23 protein-coding genes and 1 riboswitch are annotated in these 21,995 nt (G+C 59.0%); of the genes, 10 read left to right on the top strand and 13 right to left on the bottom strand.

Annotated elements, in window-relative coordinates:
* The first annotated feature begins 81 nt into the window (after positions 1 to 81).
* Positions 82 to 1,128 carry a VacJ family lipoprotein gene (locus ACLB1Z_RS17225; RefSeq protein WP_409560944.1) on the top strand — a complete coding sequence of 349 codons (1,047 nt, stop codon included), beginning with the start codon at positions 82 to 84 and terminating at the stop codon, positions 1,126 to 1,128.
* A 259-nt stretch (positions 1,129 to 1,387) separates the two neighbouring features.
* Here ACLB1Z_RS17225 and ACLB1Z_RS17220 read toward each other — a convergent pair whose 3' ends face one another.
* Positions 1,388 to 2,023: an ABC transporter substrate-binding protein gene (locus ACLB1Z_RS17220; RefSeq protein ID WP_409560943.1), complete on the bottom strand. Its 636-nt coding sequence runs from the start codon at positions 2,021 to 2,023 to the stop codon at positions 1,388 to 1,390.
* Positions 2,024 to 2,267: 244 nt separating this feature from the next.
* On the opposite strand from ACLB1Z_RS17220, the gene dxs reads away from it, so the two are divergent.
* Positions 2,268 to 4,214, top strand: coding sequence for a 1-deoxy-D-xylulose-5-phosphate synthase (dxs, locus tag ACLB1Z_RS17215; protein ID WP_409560942.1), 1,947 nt, complete (start codon positions 2,268 to 2,270; stop codon positions 4,212 to 4,214).
* A 58-nt stretch (positions 4,215 to 4,272) separates the two neighbouring features.
* Here dxs and ACLB1Z_RS17210 read toward each other — a convergent pair whose 3' ends face one another.
* From ACLB1Z_RS17210 to ACLB1Z_RS17200, 3 genes are all read right to left on the bottom strand, one after another.
* The gene (locus ACLB1Z_RS17210; RefSeq protein ID WP_409560941.1) at positions 4,273 to 4,554 is read right to left on the bottom strand and encodes a hypothetical protein; all 282 of its coding nucleotides are present in this window, start codon (positions 4,552 to 4,554) and stop codon (positions 4,273 to 4,275) included.
* Positions 4,555 to 4,596: 42 nt separating this feature from the next.
* Positions 4,597 to 4,875, bottom strand: coding sequence for a hypothetical protein (locus ACLB1Z_RS17205; RefSeq protein WP_409560940.1), 279 nt, complete (start codon positions 4,873 to 4,875; stop codon positions 4,597 to 4,599).
* Between the two features lie 211 nt (positions 4,876 to 5,086).
* Complete coding sequence (locus tag ACLB1Z_RS17200) at positions 5,087 to 5,644, bottom strand: carboxymuconolactone decarboxylase family protein (protein WP_409560939.1); 558 nt, start codon at positions 5,642 to 5,644, stop codon at positions 5,087 to 5,089.
* Between the two features lie 118 nt (positions 5,645 to 5,762).
* Here ACLB1Z_RS17200 and ACLB1Z_RS17195 point away from each other — a divergent pair, with 118 nt between their 5' ends.
* Positions 5,763 to 6,683, top strand: coding sequence for a LysR family transcriptional regulator (locus ACLB1Z_RS17195; protein WP_409560938.1), 921 nt, complete (start codon positions 5,763 to 5,765; stop codon positions 6,681 to 6,683).
* A gap of 3 nt (positions 6,684 to 6,686) precedes the next feature.
* Here the strand turns inward: ACLB1Z_RS17195 and ACLB1Z_RS17190 are convergent, their stop codons facing one another.
* The 4 genes from ACLB1Z_RS17190 to ACLB1Z_RS17175 form a co-directional block, all read right to left on the bottom strand.
* Complete coding sequence (locus ACLB1Z_RS17190; protein ID WP_409560937.1) at positions 6,687 to 7,109, bottom strand: hypothetical protein; 423 nt, start codon at positions 7,107 to 7,109, stop codon at positions 6,687 to 6,689.
* Positions 7,110 to 7,257: 148 nt separating this feature from the next.
* The gene (locus ACLB1Z_RS17185; RefSeq protein ID WP_409560936.1) at positions 7,258 to 8,127 is read right to left on the bottom strand and encodes a DUF1289 domain-containing protein; all 870 of its coding nucleotides are present in this window, start codon (positions 8,125 to 8,127) and stop codon (positions 7,258 to 7,260) included.
* Between the two features lie 97 nt (positions 8,128 to 8,224).
* Positions 8,225 to 8,941: a CbtA family protein gene (locus ACLB1Z_RS17180; RefSeq protein WP_409560935.1), complete on the bottom strand. Its 717-nt coding sequence runs from the start codon at positions 8,939 to 8,941 to the stop codon at positions 8,225 to 8,227.
* A gap of 21 nt (positions 8,942 to 8,962) precedes the next feature.
* A complete protein-coding gene (locus ACLB1Z_RS17175) occupies positions 8,963 to 9,190 on the bottom strand; it encodes a CbtB-domain containing protein (RefSeq protein ID WP_409560934.1) in 228 nt (75 codons plus the stop codon).
* Positions 9,191 to 9,251: 61 nt separating this feature from the next.
* Positions 9,252 to 9,326: riboswitch (cobalamin riboswitch) on the bottom strand.
* Positions 9,327 to 9,506: 180 nt separating this feature from the next.
* Between ACLB1Z_RS17175 and ACLB1Z_RS17170 the strand changes: the two genes are divergently transcribed.
* From ACLB1Z_RS17170 to ACLB1Z_RS17160, 3 genes are all read left to right on the top strand, one after another.
* A complete protein-coding gene (locus ACLB1Z_RS17170; RefSeq protein ID WP_409560933.1) occupies positions 9,507 to 9,956 on the top strand; it encodes a histidine phosphatase family protein in 450 nt (149 codons plus the stop codon).
* Between the two features lie 256 nt (positions 9,957 to 10,212).
* Positions 10,213 to 11,931, top strand: coding sequence for a pyrroloquinoline quinone-dependent dehydrogenase (locus tag ACLB1Z_RS17165; RefSeq protein WP_409560932.1), 1,719 nt, complete (start codon positions 10,213 to 10,215; stop codon positions 11,929 to 11,931).
* Positions 11,932 to 12,011: 80 nt separating this feature from the next.
* A complete protein-coding gene (locus tag ACLB1Z_RS17160) occupies positions 12,012 to 12,611 on the top strand; it encodes a c-type cytochrome (RefSeq protein WP_409560931.1) in 600 nt (199 codons plus the stop codon).
* Between the two features lie 15 nt (positions 12,612 to 12,626).
* Here the strand turns inward: ACLB1Z_RS17160 and ACLB1Z_RS17155 are convergent, their stop codons facing one another.
* Together ACLB1Z_RS17155 and ACLB1Z_RS17150 are read right to left on the bottom strand one after the other, a co-directional pair.
* On the bottom strand, positions 12,627 to 13,556 hold the full coding sequence (locus ACLB1Z_RS17155) for an ankyrin repeat domain-containing protein (protein WP_409560930.1): 930 nt from the start codon (positions 13,554 to 13,556) through the stop codon (positions 12,627 to 12,629).
* Between the two features lie 91 nt (positions 13,557 to 13,647).
* Positions 13,648 to 14,835, bottom strand: coding sequence for a nickel/cobalt transporter (locus ACLB1Z_RS17150; RefSeq protein WP_409560929.1), 1,188 nt, complete (start codon positions 14,833 to 14,835; stop codon positions 13,648 to 13,650).
* A 107-nt stretch (positions 14,836 to 14,942) separates the two neighbouring features.
* Here ACLB1Z_RS17150 and ACLB1Z_RS17145 point away from each other — a divergent pair, with 107 nt between their 5' ends.
* Complete coding sequence (locus ACLB1Z_RS17145) at positions 14,943 to 15,506, top strand: hypothetical protein (RefSeq protein ID WP_409560928.1); 564 nt, start codon at positions 14,943 to 14,945, stop codon at positions 15,504 to 15,506.
* 62 nt (positions 15,507 to 15,568) lie between these two features.
* Here ACLB1Z_RS17145 and ACLB1Z_RS17140 read toward each other — a convergent pair whose 3' ends face one another.
* From ACLB1Z_RS17140 to ACLB1Z_RS17130, 3 genes are read right to left on the bottom strand one after another with little or no spacing between them, the layout of a single operon-like run.
* Positions 15,569 to 16,468 (bottom strand): metal ABC transporter solute-binding protein, Zn/Mn family, encoded by a 900-nt coding sequence (locus ACLB1Z_RS17140; RefSeq protein ID WP_409560927.1) that lies wholly within the window; start codon positions 16,466 to 16,468, stop codon positions 15,569 to 15,571.
* A 14-nt stretch (positions 16,469 to 16,482) separates the two neighbouring features.
* Positions 16,483 to 17,355, bottom strand: coding sequence for a metal ABC transporter permease (locus ACLB1Z_RS17135; protein WP_409560926.1), 873 nt, complete (start codon positions 17,353 to 17,355; stop codon positions 16,483 to 16,485).
* Positions 17,352 to 18,104: a metal ABC transporter ATP-binding protein gene (locus ACLB1Z_RS17130; RefSeq protein WP_409560925.1), complete on the bottom strand. Its 753-nt coding sequence runs from the start codon at positions 18,102 to 18,104 to the stop codon at positions 17,352 to 17,354. The genes ACLB1Z_RS17135 and ACLB1Z_RS17130 overlap by 4 nt, the downstream gene beginning before the upstream one ends.
* Positions 18,105 to 18,623: 519 nt before the next feature.
* Here ACLB1Z_RS17130 and efeU point away from each other — a divergent pair.
* From efeU to efeB, 3 genes are read left to right on the top strand one after another with little or no spacing between them, the layout of a single operon-like run.
* Positions 18,624 to 19,481, top strand: a complete 858-nt coding sequence (gene efeU / locus ACLB1Z_RS17125) for an iron uptake transporter permease EfeU (RefSeq protein WP_409560924.1) — start codon at positions 18,624 to 18,626, stop codon at positions 19,479 to 19,481.
* The gene (gene efeO, locus ACLB1Z_RS17120; RefSeq protein ID WP_409560923.1) at positions 19,468 to 20,670 is read left to right on the top strand and encodes an iron uptake system protein EfeO; all 1,203 of its coding nucleotides are present in this window, start codon (positions 19,468 to 19,470) and stop codon (positions 20,668 to 20,670) included. Before efeU ends, efeO begins: the two co-directional genes overlap by 14 nt.
* Positions 20,660 to 21,991: an iron uptake transporter deferrochelatase/peroxidase subunit gene (gene efeB, locus ACLB1Z_RS17115; RefSeq protein WP_409560922.1), complete on the top strand. Its 1,332-nt coding sequence runs from the start codon at positions 20,660 to 20,662 to the stop codon at positions 21,989 to 21,991. Before efeO ends, efeB begins: the two co-directional genes overlap by 11 nt.
* The last annotated feature ends 4 nt before the right edge of the window (positions 21,992 to 21,995 follow it).

Genomic DNA, 21,995 nt, shown 5'->3' with positions numbered 1-21,995 from the left:
GGAAGGCTAGCGCCTCGTGCGCGATTACGGTAGATCTGGAATTGCTCGGCTGGTGGGGCCAAGCAGGGGGAATATCGGGACGTGAAAGTCAGCGCCATCCTAAATTGGGTCGGCTGCGTTTTCGTTGGTGTGGGCCTTTCGGCTTGCGCCAGCACGTCACCGCCTGCGCTGGAGCCCCAGCATCTTGCCGCCACTGGCGACGACACCACACCGAAGCCGGTGTCTGATCCGAACGAGGCGTTCAACCGCCAGATGTTCGACAATAGCCAGGACTTCAACCACAACGTTCTTTATCCGGCGGCGGAAGCTTATAACAACAACGTACCGGAAAGCGTCCGTGATCGCATTGATGCGTTCACGACGAACCTTTCCGAGCCGATGACGTTTGCCAACAACGTGCTGCAGCTTCGCCCTGGGGCCGCGGTGACGACGCTTGGGCGTTTCGCGCTGAACTCGACATTGGGCCTGGGTGGCCTGTTCGATGTCGCGGCTGAACAGGGCATGACGCATCAATCGGGTGACTTCGGCCAGACGATGTACGTCTGGGGGTATCGCGACAGCGCCTATGTCTATCTCCCCGTTCTGGGTCCGACGACGGTGCGAGATGCGATCGGCAGTGGGGTTGAATTCGGTGCGTCCTTACCTGCTGCGGCTTTGATCCCGACGAAATTCGCGACCCTCGCAAGCCGGGTTGATCTCGCCGGAACCGTGACCAGCCCGCTCTCGAACCTCAGCAAGGCTGAGGACATGAAGACGCTGGAAGACAGCTCGATCGATTTCTATTCGATGCTTCGCAGTGTCAGTCAGCAGAAGCGGCAGGCCGACCTAGATGAAGCCATAAACACGAGCGTCCTGACGAGCACCAACCCGCCGGTCCGCGATCCCAATGCGATCGAACCGGTGACGGAACTCGTCTCATCGCCGATGATGCTCGAAGATCGCCGCCGGGTCACCGACGTTCCAAAGATGACGCGTACCGCCGACCGCAGGCCGTTCGTCGTTGTCGGACCGCCGACCGCCGTTCAGGCGTCGCCAGCCGAGGAGCAGGCGTCTCCCGCCGAAGAAATGTCTCCGGCGCAAGAACAGCCGTCTCCGGCCGAAGAGCAAAAATCGCCTGCCGAAGAATAATCGGCGGTCGATCGTGACGCCGCGCGTCGCGATCTCGAAATCCGTACAGTCAGACGATTTGCCATCGCACGAATGATTCGGGCATGGCACGATGGCCGCTATGAGCGCCCTGTTTACGTGCCACGAGATCCGTGAAGCTATGGGCTTGATCCGCCGACGTGGGCTCCTATAGCGGCTTTCACCCTGTCAAAAAAAATTAAGGGCGCCGATTGCTACGGCGCCCTCAAAATATCCGAGCTATCGAGAGGCGTGATCTCTCTCAGCTGCCCGAGAGCAGTTTGTCGCCCTGCTTCTTCAGCGACGCAATGAGCGCATCCGGTCCGCCGGCCTTCAGGATGGATGAAAACTCAGAGCGCCGGCTCGCCAGTTCGCTGATGGTGCCGTCGAGATAGATGTCGACGATCTTCCAGTCCGGTCCCGATTTCCGCATGAGATAGTTGATCGCCACAGGCTTGCCGTTGCTCTGGATGATCTGCGTCTTGACCATCTTGTCAGCCGCGCCGCGGTTGGAAATCTCGACGATCCGGAAGCTTTCTCCCGAGAATCCATCGAAGCGCTTCGCGTAGGTCGCGATCATCATGCGCCGGAACAAATCGATGATTGACGCCTGCTGTGCAGGAGGCAGAGATCCCCACGTTTGGCCCACCGCCAAGCGCGTCATCAGCGGTGTATCGTAAATCTTCGACAGTACCGGTGCGAGCGCTTGATAGCGCCCTTGCACGCCCAGGGACTGAGCCTGCTTCATGGTGTCCAGAAGTGCCGTGTTGAGGCCGTCAATCGTCGCTTCCGGAGAATCGGCCGCCTGCGCCGTCGTAAATGACGCAGCCGCGACGGATACCATCACAAATGCCGCCAACGATAACCCAAACGCCTGCAATTTCCTGATCAGGAGCATTGCCCCTCCCTCGATATCTTCAATGTATGCCTTAGCCCCGCCATTATCAGCGTTTCGGCTATAAGGACCTAGGCAGTTACAATGGCGGTATTTAGTCGGCCATCCTTCTAATTTGTGAGGCTTGGCTGCAACACATCCCCGCAGAGTCCACTCTGCGCTGTATGATCCATTTTTTGCGACGTGTCATAGGTTCATAATTTGCCATCGAGCTCGGGACTCGAGCGGCAGTTGGGGGAGTTCGGTCATGGATGCAAGGGTCACTCGGCCATCCAAAACACCGCTTTTGGATCAAGTCGATACGCCGGACGATCTCAAGCAATTGTCCGAAAGCGAACTACCGCAGCTCGCGGACGAGCTTCGCACGGAATTGATCGAAGCCGTTTCGCAGACGGGTGGCCATTTGGGTGCTGGTCTTGGCGTCGTCGAGTTGACGGTTGCTCTGCATTACCTCTTCGATACGCCGCGCGACCGTCTGATCTGGGACGTCAGCCACCAGTCTTATCCGCACAAAATTCTCACCGGTCGCCGCGATCGCATTCGCACGCTTCGCCAGCCTGGAGGTCTTTCCGGTTTCACGAAGCGCACCGAGAGCGAATACGATCCGTTTGGCGCCGCGCATTCCTCGACGTCCATTTCGGCTGGCCTCGGCATGGCCGTTGCCCGCGAGATGTCGGGCGGCACGAACAACGTCGTTTGCGTCATCGGCGATGGCGCAATGAGCGCGGGCATGGCCTACGAGGCGATGAACAATGCCGGCGCGCGCAGCGAACGGCTGATTGTTATCCTGAATGACAACGAGATGTCGATTGCGCCGCCGACAGGCGCGTTGTCGTCCTATCTCGCCCGCACGACATCGAGCGATTCCTATCTCTACGTTCGCGATCTCGCGAAGCAGCTTGCCAAGCGCCTTCCGAAAAGCTGGGGAGAGCGCGCCGCGCGCGTCGAAGAATATACTCGCAGCCTCTGGCACGGCGGCGCGTGGTTCGAAGAACTGGGTTTCTACTACATCGGCCCGATCGACGGTCATGATCTCAGCCAGCTCGTGCCGATCTTGCGCAACGTCCGCGATGCCGAGCAGGGGCCGATCCTCGTCCACGTCGTGACGAAAAAGGGTAAGGGCTACGCTCCGGCTGAAGCTTCCGCCGACAAGTATCACGGCGTGACGAAGTTCAACGTCGTCACCGGCGTGCAGACGAAAGCTCCGGCCTCGGCGCCGTCATACACGCGCGTGTTCGCCGATAGCCTCATCGACGAAGCTAAGAAGGACGACAAGATCGTCGCCATCACCGCGGCCATGCCGGACGGCACGGGTCTCGATGTTTTTGGCCGCGCATTCCCGGATCGCACGTTCGATGTCGGCATCGCCGAGCAGCACGCCGTGACATTCGCAGCCGGGCTCGCAACTGAAGGTATGAAGCCGTTCTGCGCGCTCTATTCCACGTTCCTGCAGCGCGGCTACGACCAGGTCGTGCATGACGTCGCGCTGCAAAGCCTGCCGGTGCGCTTCGCCATCGACCGCGCTGGTTTCGTCGGCGCTGATGGCGCGACGCATGCCGGATCGTTCGACCTCGCATATCTCGGCTGCCTGCCCAACATGGTCATCATGGCTCCGGCCGATGAATGCGAACTCAAGCACATGGTCGCCACTGCCGCAGCGATCGACGACCGTCCAAGCGCGTTCCGTTATCCGCGCGGCGAAGGTACAGGGGTGGCGCTTCCCGAGACGGGCATTCCTCTCGAAATCGGCAAGGGTCGCATTTTGCGCGAAGGCTCGACGATTGCGCTTCTCTCGCTCGGGACGCGCCTTCAGGAAACACTGAAGGCCGCCGATCAATTGGCTGCGCTGGGTCTGTCAGCCACGGTTGCTGACGCGCGCTTCATGAAGCCGCTCGACACCGATCTTATCCGCCGTCTCGCCGAAAACCATGACGTGCTGATCACCATCGAAGAAGGCTCGATTGGCGGCTTCGGTAGCCACGTGCTCCATTATCTGGCTGAAAACGGCTTGCTCGATCGCGGTCTCAGAGTCCGATCGAAAGTGATGCCGGATGAATTCGTCGATCAGGATAAGCCAGAAGTGATGAACCAGCGCGCCGGGCTGTGCGCTCAGGGCATCGTCGAGACGGTCTGCGACGCTATTCAGCTCGAAAGAGCGCCCTCGAAGACAGCCGCTCGCGGCCACGCCTGCTGATTTGGCAGCCCATCACGCCGCCATTTCCGTGATCTCGGTCACGCAATTGGCGGCGGTTTTATTTCTTTGAGCGCTTGCTGCTCTTTTTGTCGTCGTCGTCGCCCGCGATCACCTTACGGCACTCGGGGCTGAGCCGATTGATATTCTTATTGAGGCACGCGACGATCTTATCTTCGTTAGGGATCTGCCAAAAGCAGAGGCTCAGAACGTCGGGCGTGCAGGCAGATTGTTCTTCGGCAGTTCCGCTGTGAGCGGACGCGCCGTGCGTGCTCGCAATCACGAAGACAGGCGCCGCAAGCCCGGCCAGCAGCATCGCTCCAAGTCGAAATATTCGTTGCACGGTCTTGAACCTCACAAGAATTGGTTGGCGTCGCGATCGGGCTTAGTGCTTCTTGCGCGCATTCGCTTTGGGCTTGTCGCCTTTCATCACGTCGCGGCAAGCAGGGCTGAGCTTTGCCATGTTCTTGTTCAGACAGGCAACGATGCGCGTTTCGCTTGGGATCTGAGCCGAGCAAAGTCGAAACACGTCTGGCGTGCAGGCCTGCTGCTCATCGGCCGTGCCGCTGTGCGCGAAGCTCGCTTCGGCGCTGGCGCAAAGGAAGGCCGCGATAAGCGCGCCTACCGATGCCGTGCGCGTCCTAGAAAAGTTTCCGATGATCACGTTTGCTCGCTGACAGAAGAATTGATGTGTTACCGCCCGCCGATATGACGATGCGCAATGGTGAGACTAAGGCACGTCCGTAACAGTCCGCCAGCCTATCGTCTCTGATGCGCGTTCGCCGACGGATCATTTAAGTTAACAACGCCAAAAAGGAAGCGCCGCCGTCGCATAGGCGTCCGGCGGCGATAGATTTCAGGGTTTCGGAAACCGTTCAGGCAACGGAGATTTTGCTGGGCGTCACGACCGGAAAGTCGACATCGGTCTTGAACGTCTCGTTGAAGAAGTTCGTCCACACGTTGAGTGCGACGTGCTGAACAATCTCAATGACCTGACCGTCGTCGTAACCAGCAGCCTTGACAGCGGCCAGATCGGCGGCGCTCACATGTCCACGCGCCTCCACGACTTTCACCGCAAAGCGAACGGCGGCATCGGCTTTCGGATCGTTCGAGGCACCATTGCGATTGGCCGTGATTTCAGCGTCGTCGAGCTTGGCGAGGTTCCGCCCAAGGTAGGTATGCGCTGAAAGGCAATAGCTGCAACCGTTGAACTCTGCGACGGCCAGCGCAATGCGTTCGCGGGTCTGCGGCGGCAGCTTGCCCTTTGCCAGCGCGCCCGAAAGACTAAGGTACCCCTCCAGAGCGGCCGGGCTTGTTGCGATCAGCCGAAACATGTTTGGAACGGTACCGAGCTGTTTATTCACCGCCTCTAGGAGCGGCTGTGCAGCGGCGGGAGCATCAGCAATGGTGGCGGGGGTCGGGATGCGGGACATGGGCGTCTCCTACTCTCTTCGGGCCGGGATTGGCCGACGCCCCTGAATTAGGTCCTTTCATTTTCACGAAATAGTCGACAATATTGGCAGCCACCCTACCGGATTATGAGAGTCAAAAATGGACCGCTTCGACGCCATGTCGGTTCTTCTTGCCGTAACGGACGCTGGTAGCCTCTCGGCTGGAGCGCGCAGGCTCAGCATGCCGCTAGCAACGGTTAGCCGGAAGGTGTCCGAACTCGAAGCCCATCTCCACACCAAGCTCTTGAATCGCGGCAGCCGTCGATTGGAACTGACCGATGCCGGGCAATCGTACGTCGCCGCCTGCCGCAGAATTTTGGAAGACGTCGTCGAAGCCGAGCGCGCCGCCTCCGGCGAATATCGCGCGCCGCGCGGTGAGTTGGTCATTACGGCGCCGATCGTTTTCGGTCGCCTGCATGTGCTGCCGATCGTCGGCGCGTTTTTGAAGGCTTACCCCGATATCGACGTGCGCTTAACGTTGGCCGACCGTGTCGTGAACATCCTCGAAGAGCACGTCGATGTCGCGCTTCGTATCGGCGAACTCCCCGATAGCAGCCTGATTGCGAGCCGCGTTGGATTGATTCGCCGTGTTGTTTGCGCGAGCCCTGATTATCTCGAAGCACGCGGAACCCCTGCCGATCCGAACGATCTCGAATCGCACGATTGCGTCACCTTCGAAGGCCTGATGTCGTCGCGTTCGTGGACCTTCTGGAACAATGGCGTGCCCCAGGTTGCCGCCATTCACTCCCGCCTCGTCGTCAACACGGCGGAATCTGCCGTCGACATGGCGGTCGCCGGACTTGGGTTGACGCGCCTGCTTTCCTACCAGATCGAAGCACCGCTTGCAGAGGGAAAGCTCACGGTCGTGCTGGAGCGGTTCGAGCCACCCCAGGTCCCGGTCAGCCTCGTTTACGGCAGCAGCGGACTGCTGCCGCTGAAGCTTCGGGCATTTCTCGACTTTGCGATGCCTCGGCTGAAAGCGAAATTGGCCAAAGCCTCTTCGGCCGCCGAGAGCAGCTAGAAATTAAGGGTTTGTGCTCGGAGCGGCAGGCGTTGTCGCCTCGGCCGGAGGCGTCGTCGCTTCGGCAGGTGCCGCCGGCTCGCTCGGTGCGGCTGCCGGTGCGCTCTCTTCGGTCGGCGAAGAACGGACTTCGCACAGCGTCGCGGAATCGAGCGACGCCTTGTTCATGAATGCCCAATTCGCGAACGCGATGTAGCAGACGGCAACCGTTTCCTGCTTCTGTAACGTGACGACGACGTTATCGGTCTTGACCTTTTCCGTGACCCTCTTGGCGACCTCGAGAGGAATGAGCGTCACGGATTTGACTTCGTAACCTTTGCCGACGAGCGCAGTGAACGAAGATTGCAATCGCTCGTCTGCAGAGGCTGGAGCCGAAATCAAAGCTGCCGCTGTGGCGAAGGCGAGTCCAAGGCTGATGCTGCGCATCCCGTCCCCTCTCAAGTTATCGAAGCCCTCAGGCTAATCAACAAAACGTCACTACTACGGCGCGCCGAGGCTCTCAACCCAGCAACGGACGGCTGCGGTCATGAACTGGGGACAAGAGCGACTTTCCAAGCGCGATAGTGCGTTTTGCCTAGGTTTTATTAGGATAAAAGATCGCGACTGGGCCAACATAGTCGGGCGGCGCCAGACTTGGAGCGATCTCGTCGCCGGACTTCAGGAACTCGGCAAGGAAATGGGTATGCGCGCCATTGGGTGACGACTCGCCGGAGCCTGGAATTCTGGAAAAGATTTCGATGCGCGCTGCAGCGCTTTCAACGACGCGATGCGGACTCACGGCGACAAATTGATTGAGCATGACCGGCATGAAGTCCGACCAATGCCGCCGATCATGATCCGATAGCGCAGATGTCAGCGTCTCGTCCCGCGTGCGAACGCAGAAGCGGGTATATCGGCGCCCAATTCCGAGATCGAAAAGTTCGTCGCCGCGATACGTCTCGTCGATTGCGCCGGCATCCAGACCAACAGCTTGAAGTGCCGAACCAGATTGAATGGCGGCGCGTCCTCTCGGTAGTCCGAGCACAATCGGGCCGCCATCCGTGAACGCGAAAGCACGAACCTTGTCGTTGATCGCGATACGAAACGCGGCATCTGCACGCCGCGCAGTTATCACGCCGTCCTCGACGTGCAAATCAATCGGTGTGTTATCGGCGCTGGGAAACTCCGCGACAGCGCCCGGCACACCGACGACCCACGCGCCTTGCCGAGCAACGAGGGTGTCGCGGACCCAGTTAATCAACTCGTCGCGAACCCACGGCAACACGCGAACGCGCACCGAGAGCTGTGCGAGCCGTTCTGGCAGCTGGTCCCAGACGGAGTCGCGCTGAGCTTCGCTCATCGCCATCCAGTCGCCGATTTCAGCGGCCGTGCGCGCGCAGCCGAGGCAAAAGCCCGTCCCGTCGTCGAGTTTGCAGATACCTATGCAAGGCGAGTGGCGTGCCACTAGCAGACAGCCTTTTCAGGATGTTTGGCGATTGCAGGTCAGATCGCAGCAGCAAGCGCAATGCGATCTGGCGGTATTTGAGCGGCGCGTGCGCCGTTCAATGAGCGATTTTCTCGTTCGATCTGTCGACCAGCATTCCAAAGATAATGCCAATCGTCATCCACAGGATGCCCTGAATGCCGAACGACACCACACGGAACTTCCAAAGCAGATCGGCAGGAAAATCATTTGGAACTTCGTTGATCGGCGGTAGGAAATAGCCCGCAAGCGCCGTTAGGGCAATATAGACACCGCCTCCGATCAGGATAGCGTTCCAGCCGCCGACCTGAGCGAAGAACTGCCGTCCAGCGCTGATCGCGATCGCCAACGCGGCGAGAGAGAAGACGATCATTCCGAAGTAGAGCTGCGTTCTGTAGCCGATCGTTTCCGGTGCCCCGACCGCAGGTGGGTTGGCCGGATACTTGATGTTTGGAATGAAGTAGATCGCCAGAAAGCCAAGCGCCGCTATGATGATCGCCGTGGTCCGCGGTGACATGCCGACGAGAAGTCGGCCATTGAAGAACGCAAAGGCCAGCGCAAAAAGACCGCCCATCGCGGTCCCGACGACGGCGACGCCGGTGAACAGCCCGAAGCTCGCCTGCACTGCGCGGCTGACGATTTCCGGTTCTTCCGGTTCACCGCTCGCTTTTGCCATTTGCTCTTCGAAGCCGATCGCCCGATCGACCTGAGGTTCGCCGAAAACCTTCGCAAAGCCGAAAGCCAGAATACCAGCGAGAAGCCCGGCAATCATGCCGCGCACAAGAAGAGATCCCATATTTGAAATTCTCCGCCGCGGTTAGTGGCAGGGGAAGCCGAGAAGGTGACGGGCGTCATGCACATACTCGTGCACGTACATTCCGTTGAAGATCGCCATGGCGCCTTCTTCGACGCCGATGAAATACATGGCGAGGAGGAACAGCAACCCGGCGAAGATCGCCCAGGGGAGAATCTGGCGAACCGGAATAGGCGTAGCGAAGCCGCCTTGAGCGCCGAGAGATTGTGCGACGATAGTAGAATGAGCCATTCTAAAGAGCCTCCATGGGATTACGCGTCCCGTTTCAAGGTGTGCTCTGATCACGAGGAGGGTCTGACTTTCGGTGGACGCTTGAAGCGACCCACGATTACAGTGGCGCGACCGTTCCGGAATTTCACCGGCTTCCGACCCGTGAGGATGCACGTCTCACCATAGGGCGGGCCGGGCATTTGTCAACGCAAGCCATTGAGCCAAGATGCCGCCACGCCTGACCTTTGTTGCCAACGCCTCGACCACCGCGGCGAGGGCCGCGGCCTTTCCTCTTGACGAAGGAATCGACGATTTTGGCCAACAGGACGCGGCCGCAATGGCCGGCGAATTTCGCAATGCCTCCATCGTCTTCTCCAGTCCCGCTCGGCGGGCGCTGGAGACCGCCGCTGTCTTAGGACTTTCTCCCCGGATCGACCCGGCGCTCAGGGACATCGAACTTGGCGACTGGGCGGGCCGCACCGTGAGTAGCGTTGCTCTATCCGACGCCGACGCATTAGCAAGCTGGCTCTCCGACCCAGGCTCTGCGCCTCATGGCGGCGAAACAGTTGAAGCGCTCATCGCGCGGACGTCGGTCTGGATGCAGACGATTTCGGAGCGTGAGGGACCCATTTTGGCCGTGACGCATCCGGCGGTCATGCGCGCGGCGATTGTCGTCGCGATCGAGGCGCAAGCGATCTCATATGCGCATATTGATATTGCGCCGCTTTCCGTCGTCGAACTGACATCCAATGGACGGCGATGGGCGCTTAAATCCATACGAAGTTAGAACGCGCCGATATTGCAGCAGGGAAAGACAATTCGCATACATTTCATTTTGTATTTGCTGGTCCTCGTTTTGCCTTTGTAGTTCCGCGCCACGTTGTCTCGGAATGCGGAAAGCGGCAATGGATTTGATACTTTAGAAGTGTTCACCCTATTGCCGGGAAAAAATCGGGGGTGCACTATGCCAATGTCAGACAACGGATCTGACGCCCCCCTCCGGTGTTGGCGGCCGGTTTGAACTTCAAGTAAGCGAGGACAACATGGTCGGTATAAAAAGCCGCGCGACCGCGGCGGCGCTCGCAGCGTCGCTTGCGGTTTTCGCATTTGCTCCCGTCGGCGCTCAGGAAATCGAGCACAAATCTAAAGAGGCGATCAAAGGAGCTCCTGCGCGAGCGGTCACGCAGGAAGAATTGTCGAACGCTGCGAAAGATACCAAGCAGTTTCTCCACACCAACGGCAATTACGACCAGACACGGTATTACCTCGGCAAACAGATCAATACCGGCAACGTCGCAAAGCTTCGTCCGGCGTGGATCTTTCAGATGGACGTAAAAGAGTCGCTAGAGACGACGCCCATCATCGTCGGCGACGTGATGTACGTGACGACATCGTTCGATCATGTCTATGCGCTGAACGCCAAGACCGGCGAGCAATATTGGCACTACAAGCACAAGATGGGGCCGATCACGACGTATTGCTGCGGCCCGAACAATCGCGGTGTCGCGGTTTACGACGACAAGGTTTACCTCGCGACGCTTGACGCCAAGCTCGTCGCGCTCGACGCCAAGACCGGCAGCCTCGTTTGGGAAACGGAAATCGCCGATCCCGAAGACGGCTATAGCGAAACGATGGCGCCGACAGCCGTTAACGGCAAGATCATCATCGGCACCAACGGTGGCGAATACGGCATCCGCGGTTTCGTCCGCGCTTATGATGCCAAAAACGGCAAGCAGGTTTGGAATTTCGACACCGTGCCGGAAAACACGGTCGGCGTCTGGGCCACGAAGGATGCCACGGGCAAGGATCTGCACCGCGACATCGAAGCCGAGAAAGCTCAGTTCGCCAAGACTGGCGATCCCTACAAGACGTTGGGTGGCGGCGTTTGGCAAAATCCGGCGGTTGATCTCAAGCTCAATCGCTTGTTCTTCGTGGTCGGCAACCCGTCGCCGGACCTCGACGGTTCGCTGCGTCCGGGTGACAATCTCTACACGGACTCGCTCGTATCGATCGATCTCGATACCGGCAAATACGTCTGCCACCTTCAGTATATCCCGCACGACGTTTGGGACTTCGACGCTGTCAGTCCGCCGATCTTGGTCGACGTCAAGGACAAGGACGGCAAGGTCGTTCCGGGGGTCATCCATGGCGGCAAGACCGGTTTTGTCTATGTTCACAACCGCAAGGATTGCAGCCTGATCCGCTTCTCTGAGCCGATGGTCGCGCAGGAGAACATGTGGACCTTGCCGACACCGGAAGGCGCGCGCATGCTTCCTGGCGCAAACGGTGGCGTTGAGTGGTCGCCTATGGCGGTCAACCCGAAGCTCGCTCTGACCTATGCCGTCAACTTGCACCAGCCGATGACGTATCAGGTCCAGTCGAGCCCCTATCCCGATGGAAAGCTGTGGCTTGGCGGCGCCTTTAAGGTCATTCCGACCGAGGCTTCGTTCGGAAACGTCACTGCGGTCAACTACAACACCGGCAAAATCAAATGGCAGGTCAAAACACCTGAGCCGATGATGGGCGGGGCACTTGCAACCGCAGGCGATCTCGTTTTCACCGGCGAAGCCAACGGCTGGTTCCGCGCCTACAACGCCGAGAGCGGCAAGATCCTATGGTCGTTCCAGTGCGGCGCAGGCGTCAATGCTCCGCCATCGGCGTATTCGCTCGACGGCAAGGAATACATTGTCGTCGGCGCAGGCGGAAACACGCAGATTGACTTCAAGCGCGGCAATAACATCATTGCCTTCACGCTCAACTGATGATGTGGACGTCGGAAAGGAGCGCGCATGCTCCTTTCCGATTTTATTTTAATCGCTCGTCGAAGACCGGGAGTTTCGATATGCGGCAAGCAGTAATTGGATTGGGGTTGCTCGTTGCCGCAATCTTGACCGGCAGTCATTCGGCATTTGCCGACGAGATCGCTGACAAAATTCAGCTTTGTGCAGGATGTCACGGCGAAAACGGCATCCCGCAGCAAAAGACGACCCCCGTCATCTGGGGCCAGAACCAGGGCTACCTCTATATCCAGCTTCGCGACTTCAAGAGGGGTGCACGCAAGAACGATCAGATGTCGGCAGTCGCCGAGGGGCTCAGCAAGGACGACATGAAAGCGCTGGCCGCGCATTTCTCTGGCCTGAAGTGGCCGAACATTCAGCAGCCGTCGCCGTCGAAAGACGTCACCAAGCACGCGCTCACCGTGATTGGCTCCATTGGCTGTACGTCGTGCCATCTCGATCAGTATCAGGGTGACAGCACGACGCCACGGCTGGCCGGTCAGCAGGCCGCTTATCTCCTAAAAACGATGACGGATTTTCGCGATCACAGCCGGGCGAACAATCCCGGCATGTCAGATCTCATGAATGCAGCCCAGCCAGCCGATCTCGATCCGATCGCGCAATATCTCGCAAGTTTGACGGTGATTGGTGGCGACGGGCAGTAGCCGCTCCCGCCTGCACTAACTCGCCGCGAGCCTCTTCTTGAGTTCGTCGTTTGAGGCGAGGTCCGCCGCCGTTTTTCCCGACTTGTCACGCAATGTGCGGCTCGCACCGTGTGCGAGGAGCACGTCGACGGCGCGCTCGTGACCAAGCGAAGCTGCAATCATCAGCGCCGTCCGTCCACGATTGTCGCGATCGTCGAGATGCGCCCCGCGCGCGATAAGCAACTCCAGCACGTCCGCGACATCGCTCGTTCCTGCACCATCTTCGTGTCCAGCTGCCCACATCAATGCCGTCAGGTCATTGCCGTACCGGGCGTTCACGTCGACGGAGTGATCGAGCAGAATGCCCGCAACTTTAGCGAATCCGCGGGCGGCCGCATAGCAGATCGGTCCCTTTCCTGTCGCGTCCGTGCGCTTGGGATCGGCGCCCTTGGCCAGCAAGAGCATCGCGATATTTTCATTTCCCATGTAAGCGGCGGCTTCCAACGGCGTCAGTCCGCTGCGGCCTGCGAGATTGACGTCTGCGCCATGTGCAACAAGGGATTCGACGGCCGGTTGGTTGTCCTGTTCCGCCGCCAGGAACAACGCGGTCGATCCATCGAGATTGCGCGCATCGATAATGGCGCCGCGCGCAATGAACAGATTCAGTATCTCGGTTTGTCCCGCCTTCGCCGCGTGCGACAGGGGCATCGCGCCTTGTCGGTCGCGTGATCCCAGTGACGCACCATCGTCAAGAAGGCGCTGAGCGAGCTTCACGCACCCTTTATCGGCAGCAGTTGACAGCGCGGCGTTGATCTCCAGTGGCCCCGCCGATGGTTTGATCTCCTCGTAATGCTGGCTTTGTTCTTGGCAGATGCGCATCTTCGCGGCGGCAGCGTTCGTCGCCGCGATCGTGCAGAACGCTGAGCCGACAATGGCAACAGCCGAAATACGAGCAGGATTAATCAAGCATAGGCTCCTTCGTTATCGGTCATTCTAAGCCGATAATCGAGGATTTCCATAGGTACGGAAGTCCGACGCGGCGCGAAGTTCGTGCCTATCAGAACGGACGGACGTCGTGGAACGACGCGAAAAAGAAGACCGTCCCGAGCACGAAGACCGCCGCCGAACTGAGGACGCTGGCGCCCCGCGCGACGAAGTTGCCCCATCGGCTTTCGGCGCCCGCCAAGACAATCGCAAGATTACGCGAGCCGACCGATAGCGCAGCCAATGCCGATACGGTTAAGGCTGTTCCAAACGCCATCGCGAATGTCGCCAGAATGCCGGCCCAGATCATCCCCTGCGTCGCAGCGAAGATAATGACGAGCAAAGCCCCGGTACATGGCCGCATGCCGATGGAGAACGCAATGGCGAGCGCCCGGCTCCACGACAGCTTGCCTCTCAACTCGTCTGGACCCGGTAGATGGGCGTGACCGCAGTGCTCGTCATGAACGTGATCGTGTTCACAATCATGAGAGTGATCGTGTGAATGATCGTGTCCGCATGACGCAGGCGCGCCTTGGCCGTGGTGATCATGGCTGCATTCGTGATCGTGCCCATGATCGTGATCGTCGCCATGCAGTTGATTGGCGCGAACAGGCTGGCGCCGGGACGTAAACACCGGCCAAAGCTGTTTGAACATCAGCCAAGCCCCGAGCAACGCCACCGCGCCCCAGCTTAACGTTTCAAGCCAGGCCTCCGCCCACTTCGTCTGCAGTCCCGTGGCCAGGGCCGCCACGTACAGTCCGCCGATCAGCGTAATTGCGGACAGCGCTTGGATCAGGGACGATAGGAACGCGAGGAATATGCCGCGCCGTAGCGTCTCCTTGTCCGCCAGCATGTAGGATGAGATGACCGCCTTTCCGTGTCCCGGCCCGACAGCATGAAGGATGCCATAAATGAAGCTCGCCACGACAAGAGCGCCAGTTGCGGCCATGACGTTGGTCGTCGATTTCAGATTGCGCACCGCGCCGGTCATGTTTTGAGTAAAGCGATGCTGTTCGAAGAGAAGGATGGACCAGGCGGCGTCCATGGCCTCCGTAATCATCGAAGGTTCGCGAACAGGCTGCGCCTGCATCGCGCCGGCGAATCCGAATGCGGATTTCGGTCCTGTGGGCGCCTCGTTAGCGTGCGCAGCCAAACCGAGCGACATGACCATGGTGAAAATTCCTGCAGCCCAGGCCGCGGCCCATGCGGCTCGTTTGCCAAGCCGATGGCTGGCCGTACGGCTGCTTTTCCAATGTCCCATCGGACCCCCCGAAACTGCAATGCGTGAATGTAACTTTGGCCGCTTGATGCGTATGTTATATTATTGGATAGACACCGTATGATTATGACCGGACCGAGGCGGCCGCAGTGCGCGTCGGATTGGCCGCAATCAAATCCTTCGGAGAATGGACCATCGCCAACATGAATCGATTGAAACTTCTTGCGCGTCTTTGTGTTATCGCGCCGGCCCTGGCGTTGGCGGGCGTTTCCGACGGGGGCCCCACCGCTGAAGAATACATCGGCTATACAAACGGCTCGGCATATCTCGTCCCCGTCGGCCAACTCAGGCTCAAGGGATATCGCATCCAATGCGGCGACCGTCCGACCGTAATTGACGAGAAGCTTGACGATTATGGTGCGGCCTATCCAGGCTTCATCATTCTCAACACGCACTTGCTCGATAAGCTGCCGCGCCCAGTCGAACTCTGGATCTATTCGCACGAGTGCGGACATCAGTTCCGCGGACCCGATGAGCAAACCGCCGACTGCTTCGGCGTGCAGCGCGGACGCAGGGAAGGGTGGCTAACGGAAGACGGATTGAATCAGGTGTGCGACTTCATCAGCGCCGCTAAGGGCGACAATATGCACTTTGCCGGGCCGCATCGCTGCGAAGCCATGCGCGCCTGCTACACCGACTCCAACGTGCACTAAAAAAAAGCGGCGAGCTTTTGAGGCTCGCCGCAAGATCGTTGGAGGTTGGTTTTCGCTGCCGCTCAGGTTCCCGCGAAGGCCTTCGACAACTGATCGACGTTGTAGTGAAACATCTTTGCGTAGGTCGGGGCCGGGCCATCGGCCTTCGACAACGACTCGACATAAAGCTCGCCGCCGGGTTGCGCGCCCGTGGCCTTCGCGATCTGTTTGACGAGGCGAGAGTCGTTCGAGTTTTCGAAGAAGTACGTTTTGACCTTCTCGGCCTTGATCTGATCGATCAGCTTGGCAACGTCGGCGGCAGATGCTTCAGTTTCGGTCGAGAGGCCAATAGGCGAAAGAAACGTCACGCCGTATTCCCGTCCGAAGTAGCCGAATGCATCGTGGCTGGTCAGGATCTTGCGCCGATCCTTCGGCACCGTCTCAAGAACAGATTTAGCATACGTATTCAACGCATCGAGCTTCTTGGAATAGGCCTTAGCATTGGCCTTGAAGTCGGCAGCGTCGGCCGGGTCGGCCGAGGCAAGCGCCTTCTCAATATTGACGACCCAGATCTTGACGTTGACCGGGCTATTCCAGACGTGCGGATCGGTGACGGTCTTGCCATCCTCTTCCATGGTTCGTGTCTTGATGCCGTTCGATACAACGATTGGCTTGCCATTGTAGCCCGATGCCGTCACCAGCTTTTCGAACCAGCCTTCGAGGCCTTCGCCGCTGATAAAAGTGATGTCCGCTTCTTTCAGAGATTTCGCATCGTCAGGCGAAGGCTCGAATTCATGTGGATCGCCATTCGGCGGGACAAGGCTTTTCACGTTTACGTGGTCGCCGCCGACTTGCTTCACGACGTCGGCGAGCACCGTAAAACTGGCCACGGTATTCAGCGTCTTTGCCGACGCGGCCGCCGAGAAGCCGACGGCGACGCCGGAAGACACCAGTAGTCCGAGGACGAGGTTAGAAACCCTCATGATCAATCTCCTGTCTATGCTTTGAGGTGAGGACGCGAATAGAGACGCCGCGCCATGCCCGAAGGGCTGAGAATGAGCGAGACGCCATAGATGCAGCTTGCGGTAAGGATGATCGTGGGGCCGGAGGCCACGGCGAAATGGAACGACGCGACCAAACCGAGATAGCCTGAGACGACCGCCGTCCCCGCCGCGACTGCGAACATGGCCGGAAGTGATTGTGCCCAAAGACGCGCGACAGCCGCGGGGAGCATCATCAGGCCAACGGCCATAAGCGTTCCAAGCGCTTCGAAGCTCGCGACCAGATTGATCACGACGAGCAGCAAAAACAGAAAGTGAAAGAGCGAGCCGTGACCTCCCACAGCCCGCAGAAATCCGGGATCGAAGCATTCGGCGACGAGTGGCCGGTATACGACCGCGAGGATAATGATTGTCAGCGAGGCAATGCCGCCGACGAGATAAAGCGCATTCGAGTCGATCGCCAGGATCGTCCCGAACAAGACATGCAGCAGGTCGATGTTCGAGCCTCGCAGCGAAACGATCAAAACGCCGAGGGCGAGCGATGTCAGATAGAAACTAGCGAAACTCGCATCTTCACGAAGCGAGGTCGTCCTGCTGATAACGCCGGATAGAAGCGCAATGCTCAATCCTGCCACCAGGCCGCCGAAACCCATCGCCGGCAGAGAAAGACCGCCGGCAATCAAGAAGCCGACCGCCGCGCCGGGAAGGATCGCATGGCTCATGGCATCGCCGACAAGGCTCATGCGCCTGAGCATTAAAAGCACGCCGACAGGCCCCGAGCCGAGCGCCAGGGCGAAGCACGCAATGAGCGCGCGGCGCATGAAACCGTAATCGACGAACGGCGAGATGAAGATGGCGTGCAGGCTCATGCGGCGGCCGTATCCTTCTCGCAAACCTCAGCGCCTTCGTCCCAGCTTTCCGCCATCGCTCGGGCGCGCAGCAGGTTCCGCGACGACATCGCGACACTTGTTGGCCCCCACCCGATGGCCTCGCGGGCGAGAAGGAGAGTGTCGGGAAAGTGGGCGCGGACCTGATCGAAATCGTGCAAGACGGCGATGATCGTCCGTCCCTCCTTGTGCCAGCGGCAGACGATATCCAAGAGGTCGCGCGTGGTGCGTGCGTCGATCGCCGTAAACGGTTCATCGAGAACGATGATCTTCGCATCCTGAAGCAATAGCCGCGCGAATAGCACGCGCTGGAACTGCCCTGCCGAGAGCGAGCCTATGATGCGGCCGCCAAAGCCGTCCAAGCCAACAGCCGTCAACGCTTTTCGTGCTTTCTCCATCGCACCGGAATCAACGCGTCGGAATGAGCCGCTTCGGTGCCAGGCTCCGAGCATCACCGTATCGGCGACAGACATCGGAAACTGTCGGTCGATCTCGGCGGCTTGCGGCAGATACCCGAAATCGCATGCTGCAAGACCAGGCCGCTCGATGGCGCCTTCCGCTAAAGGCAGCTCACCCATGATCGCCTTTAACAGTGTCGACTTGCCCGCGCCGTTAGGGCCGGTTATCGCCGTCATACTGCCTTCGTCGAACGTCCCCGATACATGATGGAGCGCCGGGTGACGCGCATAGGCCACCGTCACGTCTCGAAGCTTGATCAATGGTTGCCTCATGGAAGAGCCACCGCCCAAAAAATTGCGATCCACAGCACAACCAGGATGCCGCCCGCGCCGATCAGCCGTCGGTAAGCGGGCTGCGCCATCAAGGAGCGCTCGAATGGATCTCTGTTCGACATGGTTGTGATTTATCCGCCTAGTAGAAAATGTATAATATAACATTTAATGTGGAATGACTACGGCGGAATTGTGGGTCGCGGATTTGGTTGGGTGGATATTAGGAGGCGAGGTTGCCGGCATGACGGAGAGGGCGCCGGTCAAGGCGCGTGCGGCCGTGCGAAACTGCCGTCGCCGCGCGATAAGGTCGTGGGGATTTGAGAGCGTGGTGCCGCTCACACGAAAAGGAAAGGCACTGGCTTAGCCAAGTGGCCTATGCCGCCCGTCACGCACGGCAAACATTGCGAAAAATTGATTTTGATCAAGGGCGATTGCGACATATGGAAACTTGATTTTAGAAGTCAAGTTTCCTATTTCAGGCGGCAATACCCTGAGACCAAAAGTGAAGGGAAAGAGAGCGTGCTCGCTCCGTTTCTGATCATGCTTCGCGAAGGCATCGAAGCAGCGCTCATCACCGGTATCGTTGCAACCTATCTCGCTCAGACGGGGCGATCCGAATGGATGCCTGCGGTGTGGATGGGTGTGCTGCTGGCTGTAGCCATCTCTCTTTTCGCCGGCGCCGCGCTTCTGTTCGTCAGCGCCGAGTTTCCCCAGAAGGCGCAAGAGCTGTTCGAGGCGATCGTTGGCTTCATTGCCGTCGCGGTGCTGATCTCGATGGTGTTCTGGATGCGCAAGGCCGCACGCTCTATCAAGAGCGAGCTGCAGCATTCCGTCGAAGCGGCCTTTCATTCGTCGCACGGCGGGACGTGGGGGCTCATCGGTCTTGTATTCTTCGCCGTCGCTCGCGAAGGGCTCGAGTCGATCTTTTTTCTGCTTGCGATCTTTCAGCAGAGCAACGGCCTGGAAGCTCCGCTTGGCGCTCTTGCGGGTATCGCGGCCGCTGTTGTCGTCGGCTTGATCATCTATGTCGGCGGCGTTCGGCTCGATCTCCGTCGCTTCTTCCAATGGACTGGCGTCTTCATCATTTTTGTCGCCGCCGGCATCCTCTCTTCATCGGTTGGCGCCTTGCATGAAGCCGGACTTTGGAACGGCCTGCAGCAGCCCGCCTACGATATGAGCGCGGTATTGCCGATCTCGAGTGTCCTTGGAACCATTCTTTCTGGCGTTTTCAGCTATCAGGAAAATCCGACAGTCGGCGAGGTCATCGTCTACCTCGGGTTCCTTGCCATCGTTCTCTATCTCTATTTGCGGCCTGTTCGTCCGGGCAGTGTCTCAGTCGAAGCATACCAGGGTAACAATAAAAATGTCCGCGCCTGAGACCCGCCAAGGAAAGCCGAAAGCCCCATCGTCCGGCATTATGTATCTTGGCGTTGCCGGGGCGACGGTTCTCGTACTCGTCGCGGGTGCTGCGTTTTACGCGGCGACCAAGCAAACCCGTCATGACAACGTCGCGGCCGTGCCCGTTGCCGTGACGTCGAAAGCATGTGAGCCCAATTCGCTTTCGGTCCCCGCCGGCGAGCGGACGTTCGAGATTTCGAACAAGTCGGAACGTCCCGTTGAATGGGAAGTCCTTGACGGCGTGATGGTCCTGGCAGAGCGGGAAAATATTGCGCCGGGTTTCAAGCAGACGCTGAAAGTGCGCCTTGCCCCGGGCACCTACGAAGTCACCTGCGGGTTACTGTCGAATCCGCGCGGGACTTTGCTTGTCACCCCATCGCAGGAAGCGAACGCCGAGCCTCCGAAGGCGACGATGCGCGCGCTCCTTGGGCCGATGGGCGAATATAAATTTTATCTCGGCCGTCAGAGTTCGGCGGCATTGCGCGATGCCCAGGAACTTGCCGACGGCATCAAGGCCGGTGATCTCGCCAAAGCCCAGGCTCTCTATATCATAGCGCGGCAGCCCTATAAGCGCATCGAACCGGTCGTGCATCGCTTTGCGGATTTGCAGAATGCGATCGACCCGGTCGCGGACTATTTCGAGAAGCGCGAGAACGATCCGGCATTCGTCGGATATCATCGCATCGAACGTGGGCTCTTCGTCACGAAAAGCCTGGATGGTCTTAGCCCCATTGCCGACCGTCTCGTCGCCGATCTGACGACGCTCAATGAGCGTCTGAAGGCGATGAAAATGACGCCGGGCATTCTCATCGATAGCGCCGGCAATTTCACCACGCAGCTATCGCGTGATCGCCTGCCCGCGAAAAACGACAGCATTGCCGAAACCGACATGACCGATCTCGAAGCCAACCTTGATGGCATCGACAAGATCGTCGGTTTGCTTCGGCCGGTTGTGAAGCCGGTCAATCCGGACCTCGCTCACAAGATCGACGCTACTTTGACCGCCACGAAAGACGAAGTCGCCAAACAGAAGAGCGACGCCGCGACGGCCTCTTCGACGTCTGCCAGCCCGAGTCAACGCAAGGAGCTGACGGCGGCTTTCACAAACCTCGCGGACGCACTCAACGAATTACCGTCCGCTATTGGGATGAATTCCAATGGTACATGATCAAAAAAAACCGGCTGATCGGCACGGATCCGTAAGCACCGACCGCCGGAAAATTCTGCTCGGTCTCGGCGTTGCAGCTGGCGGCGCGTTGACATCGGGCCTCGCCGTTCAGGAAGCACGCGCGAACGACAAGCAGGTGACGGACGCGCCCGAAAGCCATCGCACAGACGTCGAGCAGAGAGTTCCGTTCTACGGCCTCCACCAGGCTGGCGTGGTTACGCCGCGGCCGGCCAATGGCATGTTGGTTTCACTCGACGTCATCGCCGATACCCCGGCCGACTTCGAGAAAATGATGCGTAAGCTGACCGAACGCATCGTGTTCCTGACACAAGGCGGCACCCCACCGGAATTAGACCCCAAACTGCCGCCGGCCGATTCAGGCATTCTTGGTCCTGAAATTCAGCCCGACAATTTGACGATTACGGTCGGCCTAGGCAACTCAATGTTCGAGACGCGCCCCTGGCTCAGACGACTGAAGCCGCGTCATCTGCAGCAGATGACGCAATTCAAGAATGACGCTCTCGACGCTGAGCTGTGCCACGGCGATCTCTCGCTACAGTTCTGCTCGAACACGGCCGATACGAACATTCATGCGCTGCGCGACATTCTGAAAAACATGCCCGAATACCTCGTACCGCGCTGGAAGCAGGAAGGCAGCGTTCCAACCGTACTGCCCGAAGCTGACGGCTCAGTGCCGAGCGCGCGCAACTTCTTGGGTTTCCGGGACGGCTCGGCCAACCCGAATTCCAATGACAAGCCGATGATGGACGAGATCGTCTGGGTCGGCCAAGGTCACGACGAGCCTGAGTGGGCTGTTGGCGGCACGTATCAGGCCGTCCGCATCATCCGTAACTTCGTGGAACGCTGGGATCGCACGCCGCTTGGCGAACAGCAGCGCATCTTCGGTCGCAAGAAGATGTCCGGTGCGCCGATGGATGGTGTCAAGGAGACCGACGTCCCCAATTACACGAAAGATCCGGATGGAAAAATCACGCGCCTTGATGCGCACATCCGGCTTGCCAATCCACGAACTTCCGAAACGCGAAAGAACCTTATACTACGCCGGCCGTTCAACTATTCGAACGGCATCACCAAGAACGGCCAGCTCGATCAGGGGCTGCTGTTCATTGCCTACCAATCAGACCTCGAAAAGGGGTTCATTGCCGTGCAGTCGCGGCTCGATGGCGAGCCGTTAGAGGAATACATCAAGCCAATCGGTGGCGGTTATTTCTTCGTTCTTCCAGGGGCGCGGGAAGCTGGCGACTATCTGGGCCGAAAGTTGGCCGAGGCCGCGACGGCGGATCCGTCGACACGTTCCTAGAAAA

It is taken from the genome of Hyphomicrobium sp. MC8b, assembly GCF_905067615.1.
GTDB lineage: Bacteria > Pseudomonadota > Alphaproteobacteria > Rhizobiales > Hyphomicrobiaceae > Hyphomicrobium_B.
The sequence above is the reverse complement of the archived record's forward strand: the minus strand, read 5'-3'. Positions and strand labels throughout refer to the sequence as shown.